This window comes from Pseudomonas machongensis (assembly GCF_034961125.1).
Classification (GTDB): domain Bacteria; phylum Pseudomonadota; class Gammaproteobacteria; order Pseudomonadales; family Pseudomonadaceae; genus Aquipseudomonas; species Aquipseudomonas machongensis.
On sequence record NZ_JAYFUI010000040.1, the window covers coordinates 34,294 to 50,846 of the forward strand.

General features: G+C 62.0%; 14 protein-coding genes and 1 tRNA gene. 4 read left to right on the plus strand and 11 right to left on the minus strand.

All coding sequences use genetic code 11. The features are described 5' to 3' along the window. Positions 1-2: 2 nt before the first annotated feature. Positions 3-917 carry an ABC transporter permease subunit gene (locus VA602_RS02785; protein ID WP_054894547.1) on the minus strand — a complete coding sequence of 305 codons (915 nt, stop codon included), beginning with the start codon at positions 915-917 and terminating at the stop codon, positions 3-5. A gap of 159 nt (positions 918-1,076) precedes the next feature. Next, entirely contained in the window at positions 1,077-2,213 is a 1,137-nt protein-coding gene (locus VA602_RS02790; protein ID WP_054894546.1) for a branched-chain amino acid ABC transporter substrate-binding protein, read from the minus strand. A 470-nt stretch (positions 2,214-2,683) separates the two neighbouring features. Between VA602_RS02790 and pncB the strand changes: the two genes are divergently transcribed. Both pncB and nadE read left to right on the plus strand, forming a co-directional pair. Further along, positions 2,684-3,889 carry a nicotinate phosphoribosyltransferase gene (gene pncB / locus VA602_RS02795; protein WP_065862457.1) on the plus strand — a complete coding sequence of 402 codons (1,206 nt, stop codon included), beginning with the start codon at positions 2,684-2,686 and terminating at the stop codon, positions 3,887-3,889. A gap of 3 nt (positions 3,890-3,892) precedes the next feature. Continuing rightward, positions 3,893-4,720: an ammonia-dependent NAD(+) synthetase gene (gene nadE / locus VA602_RS02800; protein WP_323452413.1), complete on the plus strand. Its 828-nt coding sequence runs from the start codon at positions 3,893-3,895 to the stop codon at positions 4,718-4,720. A 116-nt stretch (positions 4,721-4,836) separates the two neighbouring features. Here the strand turns inward: nadE and azu are convergent, their stop codons facing one another. Further along, positions 4,837-5,283, minus strand: a complete 447-nt coding sequence (gene azu / locus VA602_RS02805) for an azurin (RefSeq protein ID WP_323452414.1) — start codon at positions 5,281-5,283, stop codon at positions 4,837-4,839. 372 nt (positions 5,284-5,655) lie between these two features. Here azu and VA602_RS02810 point away from each other — a divergent pair, with 372 nt between their 5' ends. Next, the gene (locus tag VA602_RS02810) at positions 5,656-6,243 is read left to right on the plus strand and encodes an LOG family protein (protein ID WP_323452415.1); all 588 of its coding nucleotides are present in this window, start codon (positions 5,656-5,658) and stop codon (positions 6,241-6,243) included. 63 nt (positions 6,244-6,306) lie between these two features. On the opposite strand, the gene VA602_RS02815 is transcribed toward VA602_RS02810, so the two are convergent. The 8 genes from VA602_RS02815 to rnr form a co-directional block, all read right to left on the minus strand. Then, on the minus strand, positions 6,307-8,607 hold the full coding sequence (locus VA602_RS02815) for a YgiQ family radical SAM protein (RefSeq protein ID WP_323452416.1): 2,301 nt from the start codon (positions 8,605-8,607) through the stop codon (positions 6,307-6,309). A 214-nt stretch (positions 8,608-8,821) separates the two neighbouring features. Further along, complete coding sequence (gene dnaB, locus VA602_RS02820; protein ID WP_054894540.1) at positions 8,822-10,219, minus strand: replicative DNA helicase; 1,398 nt, start codon at positions 10,217-10,219, stop codon at positions 8,822-8,824. A gap of 112 nt (positions 10,220-10,331) precedes the next feature. After that, positions 10,332-10,778: a 50S ribosomal protein L9 gene (gene rplI / locus VA602_RS02825; RefSeq protein WP_003249568.1), complete on the minus strand. Its 447-nt coding sequence runs from the start codon at positions 10,776-10,778 to the stop codon at positions 10,332-10,334. Positions 10,779-10,798: 20 nt separating this feature from the next. Next, positions 10,799-11,689, minus strand: coding sequence for a YybS family protein (locus tag VA602_RS02830; protein ID WP_054894539.1), 891 nt, complete (start codon positions 11,687-11,689; stop codon positions 10,799-10,801). Between the two features lie 33 nt (positions 11,690-11,722). Next, positions 11,723-11,953 (minus strand): 30S ribosomal protein S18, encoded by a 231-nt coding sequence (gene rpsR, locus VA602_RS02835; RefSeq protein WP_003249563.1) that lies wholly within the window; start codon positions 11,951-11,953, stop codon positions 11,723-11,725. 28 nt (positions 11,954-11,981) lie between these two features. Then, a complete protein-coding gene (gene rpsF, locus VA602_RS02840) occupies positions 11,982-12,407 on the minus strand; it encodes a 30S ribosomal protein S6 (protein WP_029612766.1) in 426 nt (141 codons plus the stop codon). A gap of 332 nt (positions 12,408-12,739) precedes the next feature. After that, on the minus strand, positions 12,740-13,486 hold the full coding sequence (gene rlmB / locus VA602_RS02845; RefSeq protein ID WP_063546384.1) for a 23S rRNA (guanosine(2251)-2'-O)-methyltransferase RlmB: 747 nt from the start codon (positions 13,484-13,486) through the stop codon (positions 12,740-12,742). Next, a complete protein-coding gene (rnr, locus tag VA602_RS02850) occupies positions 13,483-16,083 on the minus strand; it encodes a ribonuclease R (RefSeq protein WP_323452417.1) in 2,601 nt (866 codons plus the stop codon). The genes rlmB and rnr overlap by 4 nt, the downstream gene beginning before the upstream one ends. 273 nt (positions 16,084-16,356) lie before the next feature. On the opposite strand from rnr, the gene VA602_RS02855 reads away from it, so the two are divergent. Further along, positions 16,357-16,443, plus strand: a tRNA-Leu gene (locus VA602_RS02855). Positions 16,444-16,553: the final 110 nt, after the last annotated feature.

Here is a 16,553-nt window from a genome sequence, read left to right on the forward strand (position 1 = left end):
GATCACACCTTAGCCACGAGCGGGCGACCGAGCAGGCCTTGTGGACGGAAGATGAGGATTATCACCAACAGCGAGAAGCTGAAGACGTCCTTGTAGTCGGAGTTGACCAGCCCAGAGAACAGCGACTCGGAAATGCCCAGGATGATCCCGCCGAGCATGGCGCCCGGTAGCGAGCCGATGCCCCCGAGTACCGCGGCAGTGAACGCCTTGATGCCGATGATGAAGCCCGCATAGAAGTCGAAGGTGCCGTAGTTCATGGTGATCAGCACACCCGCCAGCGCTGCCATCACCGCACCGATGACGAACACATAGGAGATCACCCGGTCGGTGTTGATCCCGAGGATCGACGCCATCTTGCGGTCCTGCTGGGTGGCGCGGCACATGCGCCCGAGCTTGGTGTACTTGATGACATAGGTGAGCAGGCCCATGCCGACGAAGGCGGCAACCAGGATGAAGATCTTGGTGTAGGTGAGCTGGACGAAGCCGGTGCCGATATCGACGCGCCAGGCACCTTCGAGCAGGGTCGGTACGCCTTGCTGGCGCGCTCCCTGGCTGAGTTGCGCGTAGTTCTGCAGGATCAGCGAGATACCGATGGCGCTGATCAGCGGAGCCAGGCGGGTGGAGTTGCGCAGTGGCTTGTAGGCGATGCGCTCGATGGTGAAGCCATAGACACCGGTGACGACAATGGTGAACAACAGCGTGCCAAGCATCAGCAGCGGGAAGGATTCGATACCGAAGTAGGCCAGCAATGCCAGGCTGATCGCCGCGAGATACGCGGAGATCATATACACCTCGCCGTGCGCGAAGTTGATCATGCCGATGATGCCATAGACCATTGTGTAGCCGATGGCGATCAGACCATAGACAGACCCGAGGGTCAGCCCATTGATCAGTTGCTGCAGGAAAATACCATCCATAACGCAATCTCACCTGTTGAGATTGCACGAGCGCCGACCACGGCGAGGGCAAGGGCAGAGCGTCCCTCGCCGCGCAGGACTGTGCAGATCTACGGATAAAGTACAAATACCGCGGGGCTGGGGCCCGGTGCGCCAACGCGCCCGGGCCGCGAGCCGTTGTTATTTTTGTTTTTCCAGCTGGTGGTACTTGCCGTTGGCATCCCACTGGTAGACCACGTAGTCGGAGACGGTCAGGTCGCCCTTGCTGTCCCACTTCTTCTCGCCCATGACGGTCTTGACCGGATTGGCCTTGAGCCACTTGGCGGCGTCTTCGCCCTTGTTCGACTTGGCGCCGTTGAACGCGGCGGCCAGCGCCTGGATCGAGGCGTAGGCGTACAGGGTGTAGCCTTCAGGCTCGGTGCCGGCCTTGCGGAACTCCTCGACCACCGCCTTGCTGTCCGGCAGCAGGCGCGGATCGGCACCAAAGGTCATGTACACGCCGTCGGTGTATTGCGCACCGCCTGCGGTGGCCACCAGTTCGTCGGTGACGATACCGTCGTCGGACATGAACTTGACGTCCTTCAGGCCCTGCTCGCGCAGTTGGCGCACCAGCGGACCGGCTTCCGGGTGCAGGCCGCCGAAGTAGACGACGTCGGCACCGGTGGAGCGGATCTTGGTGACCACGGCGCTGAAGTCCTTCTCGCCACGGGTCAGGCCTTCGTACAGCACAGGCTTGACGCCGCGCTTCTCGAGCTGCGCCTTGGTCGCATCGGCCAGGCCCTGGCCATAGGTGTCCTTGTCGTGCAGGACCGCGACCTTCTTGCCCTTGAGCACATCGACGATGTAGTCGCCGGCAACGATGCCCTGCTGATCGTCACGTCCGCACATGCGGAACATGGCCGACAGGCCACGCTCGGTGACCTGCGGGTTGGTCGACCCGGGGGTGATTGCGATGACGCCCGCTTCGTCGTACACCTCGGAGGCGGGAATGGTGTTGGAGGAGCAGAAGTGTCCGACCACGCCGATCACCTTGTCCTGATCGACCAGGCGGTTGGCCACGGCCACGGCCTGCTTTGGCTCGCAGGCGTCATCGCCCTTGACCAGGACGATCTTCTCGCCGTTGATGCCGCCGGCCTTGTTGACCACATCGGCTGCCGCCTGGGCGCCCTTCATGTATTGCTCGCCAAACGCTGCGTTGGCGCCGGTCATCGGGCCCGCTACGCCGATCTTTACGTCGGCCTGTACATACGAAGAAACACCCAGTGCCGTAGCCACGGCCAGTGCCAGGAAACCTTTCTTGTAAAACGTCTGCGACATGAGGTGGTGCTCCTAGAGTTTTTTTAGTTGGCACTACAACTTCATCAACCCTGTGCTCTGAGCAAGGGCCGTGCCATCGGTTTTGTCTTCCGGGAAAACACACTCCGCTGGGCCACTGCAGACCCCCGGCGGTCGTTTCTTTATTGAGCGTGCAACCGTCTGCCACAGGGCAGGCGCCACTGAACGCAAAACAAAGGAGCAACCGCAAGGTGCCATCATTGCAACCCTCGCAAGTGTTTACGTGCAACCATCCTGTAACAGCATGACGTCACCGAAGTGCACACCGCTGGTGCGCGACTGCTACAGGCAGGCACTGTTTCAAGGCTAGACGCTGTGACGGGGAATGGTGGTTTATCGATGATGGCCTTTCGCAGTCAGGCGGCGTTTCCCCGCAAAGGGGCCACCACAAATCCCTGGCCCCCTCTCGAAGCTGGCACAATAGGCACCAATCGCCGCCCTGGAGCCATTCAATGAGCGAGAGCGCATTCGCCGAGCGCATCGTGCATAACCTGCTCGACACCGACTTCTACAAGCTCACCATGATGCAGGGCGTCCTGCACAACTACCCGGACGCCGACGTGGAATGGGAATTCCGCTGCCGCAATGGCGAAGACCTGCGCCCCTATCTGGGCGAAATCCGCCGGCAGATCGAACGGCTGGCCGACCTCACCCTCGACGACGGCCAACTGGCCTTCCTTGAGCGCATCAGCTTCCTCAAGCCCGACTTCCTGCGCTTTCTCGGCCTGTTCCGCTTCAACCTGCGCTACCTGCGCATCGGCATCGAGCACGACCAGCTGTTCCTGCGTCTGCGCGGCCCGTGGCTGCACGTGATCCTGTTCGAGGTGCCGCTGCTGGCGATCATCAGTGAAGTGCGCAACCGCCACCTGCATCCGCAGATGCGCCTGAACGCTGCGCGCGACCAGCTCCATCGCAAGTTCGACTGGTTGCGCGCCAATGCCAGCGAAGAGGAGCTGGGCGCCCTGCAGGTCGCCGACTTCGGCACCCGCCGACGCTTCTCGAGCCGCGTGCAGGAAGAAGTGGTGCGGGTGATGCGCGATGACTTCCCAGCACGCTTCGTCGGCACCAGTAACGTCGACCTGGCATGGAAACTGGATATCAAGCCACTTGGCACCATGGCCCACGAATGGATCATGGCCCACCAGCAACTCGGCCCACGGTTGATCGACAGCCAGATCGCCGCACTGGACTGCTGGGTGCGCGAGTACCGCGGTCTGCTCGGTATCGCCCTGACCGACTGCATCACCATGGATGCATTCCTTGGCGACTTCGACCTGTACTTCGCCAAGCTCTTCGACGGCCTGCGCCACGATTCCGGCGAGCCGGTGGCCTGGGCGGAAAAGGCCATCGCGCACTACCGCAAGCTGGGGATCGATCCGATGACCAAGACCCTGGTGTTCTCCGATGGCCTGGACCTGCCGCGCACCCTGCAGATCTTCCGCGCACTGCGCGGTCGCATCAATGTCAGCTTCGGCATCGGCACCAACCTGACCTGTGACATTCCGGGTGTGGCGCCGATGAGCATCGTGCTTAAAATGACCGACTGCAACGGCTCGCCAGTGGCGAAGATTTCCGACGAAGCCGCCAAGACCCAATGCCGCGACGAGAACTTCGTCGCCTACCTGCGTCACGTATTCAAAGTCCCTAGCAAGGAGTAACCCATGCAAGCCGTTCAGCAAGAGATTGCCCAGGCGCTCAAGGTACAGCCGCCCTTCGCCGACGCCGCCGCGCTCGAGAAGGAAGTGGCCCGGCGCGTGGCCTTCATCAAGGACTGCCTGGCCAACGCCCGGCTCAAGACCCTGGTGCTAGGCATCAGCGGCGGCGTCGATTCGCTGACCGCTGCCCTGCTCGCCCAACGCGCTGTCAATGAACTGCGCGCCGAGACCGGCGACCAGGCCTACACCTTCATCGCCGTGCGCCTGCCCTACCAGGTGCAGCACGACGAGCACGACGCCCAGGCCTGCCTGGAGGTGATCAAGGCAGACGAAGTGCACACCGTCGATATCGCCCCGGCTGTCAGGGCCCTGGCCGCCGAAGTGGTGGAACTGAAGAACGGCTCGCCGACCCTGGTCGACTTCGTCGTCGGCAACGTCAAGGCGCGCACCCGCATGGTCGCCCAGTACACCATCGCTGGCGCGCGCGCAGGCCTGGTGATCGGCACCGACCACGCCGCCGAGGCGGTGATGGGCTTCTTTACCAAGTTCGGTGATGGTGCCTGTGACCTGGCGCCGCTGAGCGGGCTGGTGAAGAACCAGGTGCGGGCGATCGCGCGCAGCTTCGGTGCGCCGGAATCGCTGGTGGAGAAGGTGCCAACTGCAGATCTGGAAGACCTGGAACCAGGCAAGCCGGACGAGGCATCGCATGGCGTGACCTATCAGCAGATCGATGCCTTCCTGCATGGGCAGCCGGTTGACCAGGCAGCGTTCGACATCATCGTCGCCACCTACCGCAAGACCCAGCACAAGCGCGAACTGCCGTTCGCCCCTTGAAAAGCTTCGCGGGCAAGCCCGCTCCCACAAGTTGTTCACTGTTCTCAAGGGCAGTGAACAACTTGTGGGAGCGGGCTTGCCCGCGAATTGGGCCTTAAGGCCCTACACAGCAGACATTACTTGACGACAACCTTGCCCTTCATCATCGAGATGTGGCCCGGGAAGGTGCAGAAGAAGCTGTAGTCGCCACCGGCTTCGAGCTTGGAGGTGTCCAGCTTGATGGTGTCTTTCTCGCCAGCGCCGATCATCTTGGTGTGGGCGATGATCGCAGCGTTGTCAGCCTTGATGTAGTCCTTGTCCAGACCCTGGGCCATGCCCTCGGTGGCAATGGCCTGCATGTCGGCAGTCTTGCTGATCACCAGGTTATGGCCCATGACGTTCTTCGGCAGGCTGCCACCATGAGTCAGTTCGATCTCGACGGTCTTGCAGCTCTTGTCGACGGTGAACTCCTTGGTGTTGAACGACATCTGGTCGGTAGAGTCGACAGTCACCTTGCAGTCGGCGGCAAAGACAGAAGCGCTGGCGAGGGTCAGCAGGGATACCGCTACAGCTTTCGCAAACATCGTGAATCTCCTTGGCAGGGTTTTATCAATTGCGAGACTGCCTGAAACCGGCCAGGCCCTTGCTGATTTGAATCAAGGGCCATCAATGAGCCAGCCAGTAGTATTGTTCAATGGATTGTATACAAACAATCTAAGAGCACATCATGCCTGCTTGATAGACGATGGGACAACCTCTCATTTAGGAGCAAGTGCCATGAATCTCGGAAATTTCATGCGCGGCCTGTTGGCTGCCTATGCGTGCGGCGCAACCGGTGCTGCGGTCTGCGAGTTCGCCCGACCGGAGTGAATTCGACGCTTGGAGCACGCGGCATTGCGCCTTACCCTGTGTGCCCCGCTGCCTGCGCAGCGGGTGAACTGCACTGGAGATAAGCAATGCCCGTACGTTCCGTCTGTGTCTTCTGCGGCGCCAGCATCGGCGCCAACCCGGCCTATCGTGAGGCCGCCATCGCCCTCGGCCAGGCCATCGCCCACCGCGGCCTGACTCTGATCTACGGCGGTGGCGCCGTCGGCCTCATGGGCATCGTCGCCGATGCTGCCATGGCCGCTGGCGGCGAAGTCATCGGCATCATCCCGCAGAGCCTGATGGACGCCGAAGTCGGCCACAAAGGGCTGACGCGCCTGGAGGTGGTCGACGGCATGCATGCCCGCAAGGCGCGCATGGCCGAGCTCAGCGATGCCTTCATCGCCCTACCGGGTGGGCTGGGTACGCTGGAAGAGTTGTTCGAGGTCTGGACCTGGGGCCAACTGGGCTATCACGCCAAGCCGCTGGGGCTGCTGGATGTGAATGGCTTCTATGAAAAGCTTGGCGGCTTCCTCGACCATATCGTCGAGGAAGGTTTCGTGCGGCCGCAGCACCGGGCGATGCTGTTGCTCGGTCAGCAGGCGGATGAGCTGCTCGATGGCATGGACAGCTTCATCGCCCCGGTGGCGCCGAAGTGGGTCGATCACAAGCCTGATTGATCGTTTTACAGAACCTGTGGGGACGGCGCTTCGCCCCCACAATGTTCCTTGCGGGCCTGGAGGTCAGCGCGGAATCACTGGCTGGCGCGGCTTCTTGTTGCCCTTGCTGCCTTTGGCCGCTTCCTTGCGCTCCTTGGCCGCCTGCTGGTTGCGGGCGAATGCCTCGGCCTTGGCCTTCTCGCGCTTGTCCCACGGCTTGCTGCCATCGCTGGCACGCGGCGGCAGGCCGTTGTGCTGGGTGAGGATCTTCTGCTCCTTGGCCACCTTGTGGCTGCCAGCCGGCGTCGAGTTCTTGCGACGGGCGCTCTGGTAGCTGTCGGTCTGCGGCTGGTGCAGCGGGATCAACTGGTGCTTGCCCGGGCCGATCAGGTCGGCGCGCCCCATGCGGGTCAGCGCTTCACGCAGCATCGGCCAGCCCTTCGGGTCGTGGTAGCGCAGGAACGCCTTGTGCAGGCGGCGCTGCTCGTCGCTCTTGACGATCTCCACACCCTCACTCTTGTAGGTGACCTTGCGCAGCGGGTTCTTGCCCGAGTGGTACATGGCCGTGGCCGACGCCATGGGCGAAGGGTAGAACGCCTGCACCTGGTCGGCGCGGAAACCGTTGCCCTTGAGCCAGAGGGCCAGGTTCATCATGTCTTCGTCGGTGGTGCCAGGATGCGCAGCGATGAAGTACGGGATCAGGTACTGCTCCTTGCCCGCTTCCTTCGAGTACTTCTCGAACATGCGCTTGAAGCGGTCGTAGCTGCCGATACCCGGCTTCATCATCTTGTCCAGCGGACCACGCTCGGTGTGCTCCGGGGCGATCTTGAGGTAGCCACCGACGTGGTGGGTGACCAGCTCCTTCACGTACTCCGGCGACTCGACCGCCAGGTCGTAACGCAGGCCCGAGGCGATGAGGATTTTCTTTACCCCCGGCAGCGCACGCGCCTTGCGATACAGCGAGATCAGCGAGCTGTGGTCGGTATTGAGGTTCTCGCAGATGCCCGGGAACACACATGACGGCTTGCGGCAGTGCTTCTCGATCTCGTGGCTCTTGCAGGCGATGCGATACATGTTGGCGGTCGGCCCGCCCAGGTCAGAGACCACGCCAGTGAAGCCCGGTACCTTGTCGCGCATCTCCTCGATCTCGTGCAGGATCGATTCGTGGGAGCGGTTCTGGATGATCCGGCCTTCGTGCTCGGTGATCGAGCAGAAGGTACAGCCGCCGAAGCAGCCGCGCATGATGTTCACCGAGAAGCGGATCATCTCGTAGGCCGGGATGCGCTCCTTGCCATAGGCCGGGTGCGGGACGCGCGCGTAGGGCATGCCGAACACGTAGTCCATTTCCTCGGTGCTCATGGGAATGGGTGGTGGGTTGAACCACACGTCCACTTCACCGTGCTTCTGCACCAGGGCGCGGGCGTTGCCTGGGTTGGTTTCCAGGTGCAGCACGCGGTTGGCGTGGGCATAGAGCACCGGGTCGTTGCGTACCTTCTCGAACGATGGCAGACGGATCACCGACTTCTCGCGGGTCATGCGCGGGCTGTCGAGAATCTGTACGACCTTGGCTTCGTTCGGGTCTTCCACCTCGCCCTTGGCCTGCTCGATGGCGCAGGCCTGGGTGTCCTGGGTGTTGACGTAGGGGTTGATGATCTTGTCGACACGGCCCGGACGGTCGATGCGGGTGGAGTCGATCTCGTACCAACCCTCGGGGGTGTCACGGCGGATGAACGCGGTGCCGCGCACGTCGGTGATCGACTCGATCTTCTCGCCGTTGGACAAGCGCTGGGCAACCTCGACCACCGCCCGCTCGGCGTTGCCGAACAGCAGGATATCGGCGCTGGCATCGACCAGGATCGAGTGGCGGACCTTGTCCTGCCAGTAGTCGTAGTGGGCGATGCGGCGCAGCGAGGCCTCGATGCCACCGAGCACGATCGGCACGTGCTTGTAGGCTTCCTTGCAGCGCTGGCTGTACACCAGGCTGGCGCGGTCCGGACGGCTGCCGGCCAGGCCACCAGGCGTGTAGGCGTCGTCGGAACGCACCTTCTTGTCGGCGGTGTAACGGTTGATCATCGAATCCATGTTGCCGGCCGCGACACCGAAGAACAGGTTCGGCTCGCCGAGCTTCATGAAGTCATCTTTGGACTGCCAGTTCGGCTGGGCAATGATACCGACGCGAAAGCCCTGGGCTTCCAGCAGGCGGCCGATGATGGCCATGCCGAACGATGGGTGGTCGACGTAGGCGTCACCGGTCACGATGATGATGTCGCAGGAATCCCAGCCGAGCTGATCCATCTCCTCCCTGCTCATCGGCAGGAAAGGCGCTGGCCCGAAGCATTCGGCCCAGTACTTGGGATAGTCGTAGAGTGGTTTGGCTGCTTGCATGTCAGTGACCGGTTCTGGTGTGCAGGGAAATCGCGGGCGCGGAATATAGCACAAATTTTGACCAAATCCGACGGTGGTGGTCGGAATCATAGTGATCGCCCAGAAAAACATCGCCCCCTGTGGGAGCGGGTTTACCCGCGAATGCGATGGCGGGTTCAACATCGCATTCGCGGGTAAACCCGCTCCCACAGGGGGCCGATTCAGCTCCGGGTGGTTATTCGTCGTCGTCGAAGTTGTACATGCCCGGCGCCAGGTTCTCGAAGCGGGTGTACTTGCCAATGAACGCCAGGCGGACAAAACCGATCGGACCGTTACGCTGCTTGCCGATGATGATTTCCGCCACGCCCTTGTGCTCGGTCTCGGGGTGATACACCTCGTCACGGTAGACGAACATGATCACGTCGGCGTCCTGCTCGATCGCTCCGGATTCACGAAGGTCGGAGTTGACCGGGCGCTTGTTCGGGCGCTGCTCCAGGGAGCGGTTGAGCTGCGACAGGGCGATGACCGGGCAGTTGAACTCCTTGGCCAGGGCCTTGAGCGAGCGCGAGATCTCGGAAATCTCGTTGGTCCGGTTGTCGCCGGCCGAGCCCGGAATCTGCATCAGCTGCAGGTAGTCGACCATGATCAGCGCGATCTCGCCATGCTCACGCGCCAGGCGGCGAGTACGTGCACGCATCTCCGAGGGGCTGATACCGGCGGTGTCGTCGATGAACAGCTTGCGGTCATTGAGCAGATTGACCGCCGAGGTCAGGCGCGGCCAGTCATCGTCGTCGAGCTGGCCGGAGCGGACCTTGGTCTGGTCGATGCGACCCAGCGACGAGAGCATACGCATGATCAGCGATTCGCCAGGCATCTCGAGGGAGAACACCAGCACAGCCTTGTCGCTGCGCAGCACGGCGTTCTCGACCAGGTTCATGGCGAAGGTGGTCTTGCCCATCGACGGACGGCCGGCGACGATGACCAGGTCGGCGGGCTGCAGGCCGCTGGTCTTCTCGTCCAGGTCGGTAAAGCCGGTGGAAACACCGGTGATGTCGCTGTCGGAGTTGAACAAGGTGTCGATACGGTCGATCGCCATGGTCAACAGCTCGTTGACCCCCACCGGTCCACCGGTCTTGGGCCGCGCCTCGGCGATCTGGAAGATCTGCCGCTCGGCGTCGTCGAGAATCTCTTCGGCGTTGCGCCCTTGCGGGTTGAAGGCGTTGTCGGCGATGTCGGTACTGATGCTGATCAATTGGCGCAGCGTCGCCCGCTCACGGATGATCGCGGCGTAGGCCTTGATGTTGGCCACCGACGGAGTGTTCTTGGCCAGCTCGGCCAGGTACGCCAGGCCACCGACCTGGGTCGATAGGCCTTCCTTGTCCAACTGCTCGTGCAGGGTGACCACGTCGAACGGCTGGTTGGCATCGGCCAGCTTGTGCACGGCACGGAAAATCAGACGGTGGTCATGCCGGTAGAAATCGCCATCGGACACCTGGTCCAGCACTCGCTCCCAGGCGTTGTTATCCAGCATCAAGCCACCGAGCACAGCCTGTTCGGCCTCGATGGAATGCGGCGGCACCTTCAGGGCAGCGGTTTGCAGGTCGAGCTGTTCGGGATTGGTAATCTCGTTCATGGCCACGCAAGAATTCTGGGGGGTTCAAAAAGACAAAGGGCACGGCCTGAAAAACAGGACCGTGCCCGATGTTAACCGGCTGGCCCGCGAGGGGCCAGTCAGTCAGCGCAGCTTAGGCAGCTACGACGACCACGCGTACGGTGGCTTCAACGTCGCTGTGCAGGTGCACAGCTACGTCGTATTCGCCAACCTGACGGATGGTGCCGTTCGGCAGACGAACTTCAGCCTTGGCCACTTCAACGCCGGAGGCGGTCAGGGCATCAGCGATGTCGTGGGTGCCGATCGAACCGAACAGCTTGCCTTCGTCGCCAGCGGTGGCAGTGATGGTCACTTCCAGCTCGGCCAGTTGGGCAGCGCGGCTTTCAGCCGAAGCTTTCTTGTCGGCAGCGGCTTTTTCCAGCTCTGCACGACGCTCTTCGAATGCAGCCAGGTTAGCGGCGTTGGCAACGGTGGCCTTGCCGAATGGCAGCAGGAAGTTACGGCCGTAACCAGCCTTAACTTTTACTTTGTCGCCCAGGTTGCCCAGGTTGGCGACTTTTTCCAGCAGGATCAGTTCCATTTGGTAAAACCTCTTAACTTTTAACCTTCACCGTTCGCGGAATCATTCCCCTTGGGGGAGTGGCGACCGCGAAAATCAATCAGGCTGTCGACAATGGCCAAGACCACGAGCAACGGATAGGTCAGCTGCATGAACAGCACCAGCGTCACGTACAACCCCACCAGCCAGAACCTGGCCAGGCGTTTCTGGGCCACCAGCCCATGCAGCAGGGCAATGCCCGCGAACATGAGCGGCACACTGCACAGCGGCGTAAGCAAGGCGACGGCGGAACCGAAGTTCGGCCCGAACACCATGCACGCCAGCAGCACCAGTGCCGGCACCAGGGGAATCCGCACCGCTTGAAACTCGCGGCCGAAACCTCCCGGGTTGTACAACGCGGCCTGCCAGTACCGGCCCAACATCAGGGCCAGAACGCTGACGACCTGCAGCAAAGCTGCAATCAGGCCGTTGAGCACCGGTACGATGAGTGCCCCCAGGTGTGCCTGCTCCTCCACCGACAACTGCTGGTAGAGACCGTCGAGCATCTGCGGCAGGGCTTTTTCAAGCGCTCGCGCCAGAGCTTCGATCGGTTCGCGGAACACTGAACCGAGGATGACACCGTACAACAGGCCCAAGGCGATGCTGGACAACAGCACCCGGTTCCAGGAGTGCCCGGCGCGCAACAGCGCAGCCAGCCCCAGCGTCCCCAGCAGCACCATCAAGGTGCGCGGCTCACCGAAGATCCACCAGGCCAGCGCGGGCAAGATGCCCCACACGATGACCGAGGATGCGTCCTTGAAACCACGCCGCAGGAACACCAGGCTCCCGGCGGCGGCACTCAACCAGAACAACAGCGGCAATGCCGCACAACCAGCCACCACGACAGTGGCCTGCACACGACCGCGCATGATGAAATCAGCCAACGCTCGCATGCCTATCCCTTACTACTTGTCGACGACCCGGTCTCAGCGGCCGTGGCTGTCGGTGTAGGGCAGCAGGGCCAGGAAGCGGGCGCGCTTGATAGCGGTAGCCAGCTGACGCTGATAACGAGCTTTGGTACCAGTGATACGGCTTGGAACGATCTTGCCGGTTTCGGATACGTAAGCTTTCAGGGTGTTGAGATCTTTGAAGTCGATCTCTTTCACGTCTTCAGCAGTGAAGCGGCAGAATTTACGACGACGGAAGAAACGTGCCATTTAATAGGCTCCTCTAAAGGTCCGTGGATTACTCGTCAGCGTTATCGCTGGAGTCGCTGTCATTGCTGTCGTCGCCATCGGCGGAGTCAGCATGCTCAGGACGCTCGCGACGCTCACGGCGCTCGCTGCGGTTCTCTTCAGCCTTCAGCATCTCGGACTGACCGGTAACGGCTTCGTCGCGACGGATGACCAGGTTACGGATAACGGCATCGTTGTAGCGGAAGTTGTCTTCCAGCTCGGCCAGGGCCTTGCCGGTGCACTCAACGTTCAGCATCACGTAGTGAGCCTTGTGAACATTGTTGATTGCGTAGGCCAGTTGACGACGGCCCCAGTCTTCCAGGCGGTGGATCTTGCCACCATCTTCTTCGATCAGCTTGGTGTAACGCTCGACCATGCCGCCGACTTGCTCGCTCTGGTCCGGGTGAACCAGGAAGATGATTTCGTAATGACGCATGAATGCTCCTTACGGGTTAGTAGTCTGCCAGCGAATCTGGTCAGACAAGGAGTGAATGACACTGTATGTCTTGCTTGAGTGAAGGCACATGCGCACCCGCCAGCTCGGCAAGGGGCGCAATTGTAGAGAAGGCGGGTTGGACAAGCAAGGTGATTGGCGATTATTTGAACAGTCGGAAACATATTGGCGGGATATGTGAACGCGGCGGTGATGCTTTCGCGGGCAAGTCGGACCGCCGAACCGCCGCTCCCACAGAGGCTTACGCAGGTCTGTGGGAGCGGCGGTTCGGCGGTCCGACTTGCCCGCGAAAGGAACGCCGCCGCTTCAGGCTCTCAACGCTTGGCCTGACGCTGCCTCACCGCCTCGAACAGGCACACTCCGGTCGCCACCGAGACGTTCAGACTGCTGACACTACCGGCCATCGGCAGCTTCACCAGGAAGTCGCAATGCTCACGGGTCAGGCGGCGCATGCCCTTGCCTTCTGCGCCCATGATCATCACCAGCGGACCGGTGAGGTCCTGCTGGTAGATCTCCTGCTCCGCTTCGCCAGCAGTGCCGACCACCCACAGGCCGCGCTGCTGGAGTTTCTCCAGGGTGCGCGCCAGGTTGGTCACGGCCACCAGCGGGATCACCTCGGCAGCGCCACAGGCGACCTTGCGCACCACGCCTGTGAGCGTGGCCGACTTGTCCTTGGGAATCACCACGGCAGTCGCGCCCGCAGCATCGGCGGTGCGCAGGCAGGCGCCAAGGTTGTGCGGGTCGGTGACACCGTCGAGCACCAGGATCAGCGGCGGCGTCTCGGTGCGCTCGAGCAACTCCTCGAGCATCGCCTCGCCCCACACCTGGCTTGGGCTCACCTCGGCGACCACACCCTGGTGCACGCCCTCGACCCAGGCGTCCAGTTCGCGGCGCTCGGCCTGGCCGACCGCAACGCGGTTTTCTGCAGCCAGCGCCAGCAGCGCCTGAAGACGCGGCTCGCTACGCCCCTCCGACAACCAGATCTGCTTGACCCGCTTGGGATGGTGCTGCAGCAACGCCTGCACGGCATGTACGCCGTAGATTTTTTCCAGCTGACTCATGACTTGCCGCTCTTGCCCTTACGTGGCGCGCCGGACTTCGACGGGCCTTTGCGATGCTTGGTCTTGCCCGCAGCCTTGCTGCCCTTCTCGGCCTTGCTGCTGGTGTGCTGCCGCGCATCCCCCATCAGCGCCTTCTTCATCTCGCGGCTCTTGCGCACTTCGGCGTTACGCTGCACGGCGTCTTTCGGGAAGTAGGCTTCAGAAGCTTCGCTCTTGCGGCTGCGCGGCTTGGGCGAGATCCTCGCCTCGGTGGCCGCTGCCGGCTCGGACTTGGCCGCACCCTTGGTGGTCGCAGGCTTGCCGGCGTCAGCCGATTCGCTACGCGGCTTGCGGCCGCCCGGTGCCTTGATCGCGGCCTCGGAAAGTTCGAAGTCGATCTTGCGCTGCTCGAGGTCGACGCGCATCACCTTCACTTCGATGGTGTCGCCCAGGCGGAAGCTGCGACCGGTACGCTCACCGGCCAGGCGGTGGTGCACAGGATCGAAGTGGTAGTAATCGCCCGGCAGCGCACTGACGTGCACCAGGCCTTCGACATAGATGTCGGTCAACTCGATGAACAGGCCGAAACCGGTCACTGCGGTGATCACGCCTGGGAAAGTCTCACCCACGCGGTCGCGCATGTATTCGCACTTGAGCCAGTTGACCACGTCGCGGGTGGCTTCATCGGCGCGGCGCTCGGTCATCGAGCACTGCTCGCCCATCTGCTCGAGGCTGTTCTCGTCGTACGGGTAGATCCGCGCCTTGGGAATGCTCATCGCACCGGCGCGCTTGACGTGCGGGGTGTCGACCTTCGAGCGGATCACGCTACGGATGGCGCGGTGCACCAACAGGTCCGGGTAACGGCGGATCGGTGAGGTGAAGTGGGTGTACGCCTCGTAGTTCAGGCCGAAGTGGCCATTGTTCTCGGTGCTGTACACGGCCTGGCTCAGCGAGCGCAGCATGACGGTCTGGATCAGGTGGAAGTCCGGGCGCCCGGCGATGCTCGCCAGCAGGGCCTGGTAGTCCTTCGGCGAGGGGTCCTTGCCCTTGTGCAGCGACAGACCCAGTTCACCGAGGAAGGCGCGCAGTTTTTCCAGGCGCTCCGGTGGCGGCCCATCGTGCACGCGGTACAGAGACGGCACGTTGTGCTTCTGCAGGAACTCGGCAGTGGCGACGTTGGCCGCCAGCATGCATTCCTCGATCAGCTTGTGGGCGTCGTTGCGCACGGTCGGACGAATTTCGTCGATCTTGCGGTCTTCGCCAAAGATGATCCGGGTTTCCTGGGTTTCGAAGTCGATCGCACCACGGGTATGACGGGCATCGACCAGCACCTTGTACAGCGCGTAGAGGTGCTTGAGGTCCGGCAGTACCGCGCTGTACTCCTCGCGCAGGGCCTTGCCCTCGCGGGTGCGGGAGTGCTCGAGCATGCTGCTGACCTTGTTGTAGGTCAGACGCGCATGAGAGTGGATTACGCCTTCGTAGAACTGGTAGTCGACCATCTGGCCGGCCTTGTTGATGGTCATCTCGCAGACCATGGCCAGGCGATCGACATGCGGATTCAGCGAGCACAGACCGTTGGAGAGTTCCTCGGGCAGCATCGGAATCACACGCTCGGGGAAGTACACCGAGTTGCCGCGCTGCTGGGCCTCGACGTCCAGGGCCGAGCCCAGGCGCACGTAGCTGGAAACGTCGGCGATCGCCACGTACAGGCGCCAGCCGCCGGAGAACAGGCGCAGCTTGCCCAGCGGCTCGCAATAGACGGCGTCGTCGAAGTCGCGGGCGTCCTCGCCGTCGATGGTGACGAACGGCAGGTGGCGCAGATCGATGCGCTTTTCCTTGTCCTTCTCTTCGACTTCGGAGCGGAACTTGCGCGCTTCCTTGATCACGTCCTTGGGCCAGACGTGGGGGATGTCGTAGCTGCGCAGGGCGACATCGATCTCCATGCCCGGCGCCATGTAGTTACCGATCACCTCGACCACATCACCTTGCGGCTGGAACCGCGGGGTCGGCCAGTGGGTGATCTTGATCTCGACGAACTGGCCGATCTTGGCGCCGCCGTTGCGCCCCGCCGTCACCAGCACTTCCTGCTGGATCTTCGGGTTGTCGGGGGTCACATAGCCGATGCCGCCTTCTTCGAAGTAGCGGCCAACCACGCTTTCATGGGCGCGGGAGATGATCTCGACCAGCACGCCTTCGCGGCGGCCACGGCGATCGACACCGGACACGCGGGCAAGGCCACGGTCGCCGTCGAACACCAGGCGCATCTGCGCAGGGCTGAGGAACAGGTCTTCGCTGCCGTCGTCGGGGATCAGGAAGCCGAAGCCATCGCGGTGGCCGGAGACGCGGCCGCAGATCAGGTCGAGCTTGTCTACCGGGGCATAGGTGCCGCGCCGGGTATAGATAAGCTGACCATCACGCTCCATCGCGCGCAGACGGCGGCGCAGGGCTTCGATCTGGTCTTCTTCGTACAGACCGAACTCTGCCGCCAGCTCCTCGCGCGCGGCGGGTTCGCCACGGTCGGCAAGGCGCTGCAGGATCAGCTCACGGCTGGGGATGGGATTCTCGTATTTTTCCGCTTCGCGAGCGGCCTCGGGATCGAGGGATTGCCAATCGGCCATCAGAAGGGGTTCACCTTGGGGTATATAGATAGGAATTCTGGCATAGGCGTATTGAAACCGGAAATCTTTGCCTTGGACAGCCCCTGCGGGGCACCCCGGCAGCGGCATTAGGTCACTGGAATCAACAACTTGAATTTTTTGAAATTTTTTTCGATCCGGGGCTTTACAGCCCTCAGGGGCATCCGTATAGTGCGCACCACAACGACGGACAGCCGACGTTGTAGTTGAGATGAAACCTGATGTAAAGCATCATGTGACCTCGACAAAATGTGTGCCCAGGTGGCGGAATTGGTAGACGCGCTGGTTTCAGGTATCAGTGACTTAACGGTCGTGGAAGTTCGAGTCTTCTCCTGGGCACCAAATATTTCGAGTGATAGATAGCAGGTTTTTCTGTCATTCAGCAACACGATTCAAGTTTCATGCAGTAGATGTAAAAGCTTTGCCCAGGTGGCGGAATTGGTAGACGCGCT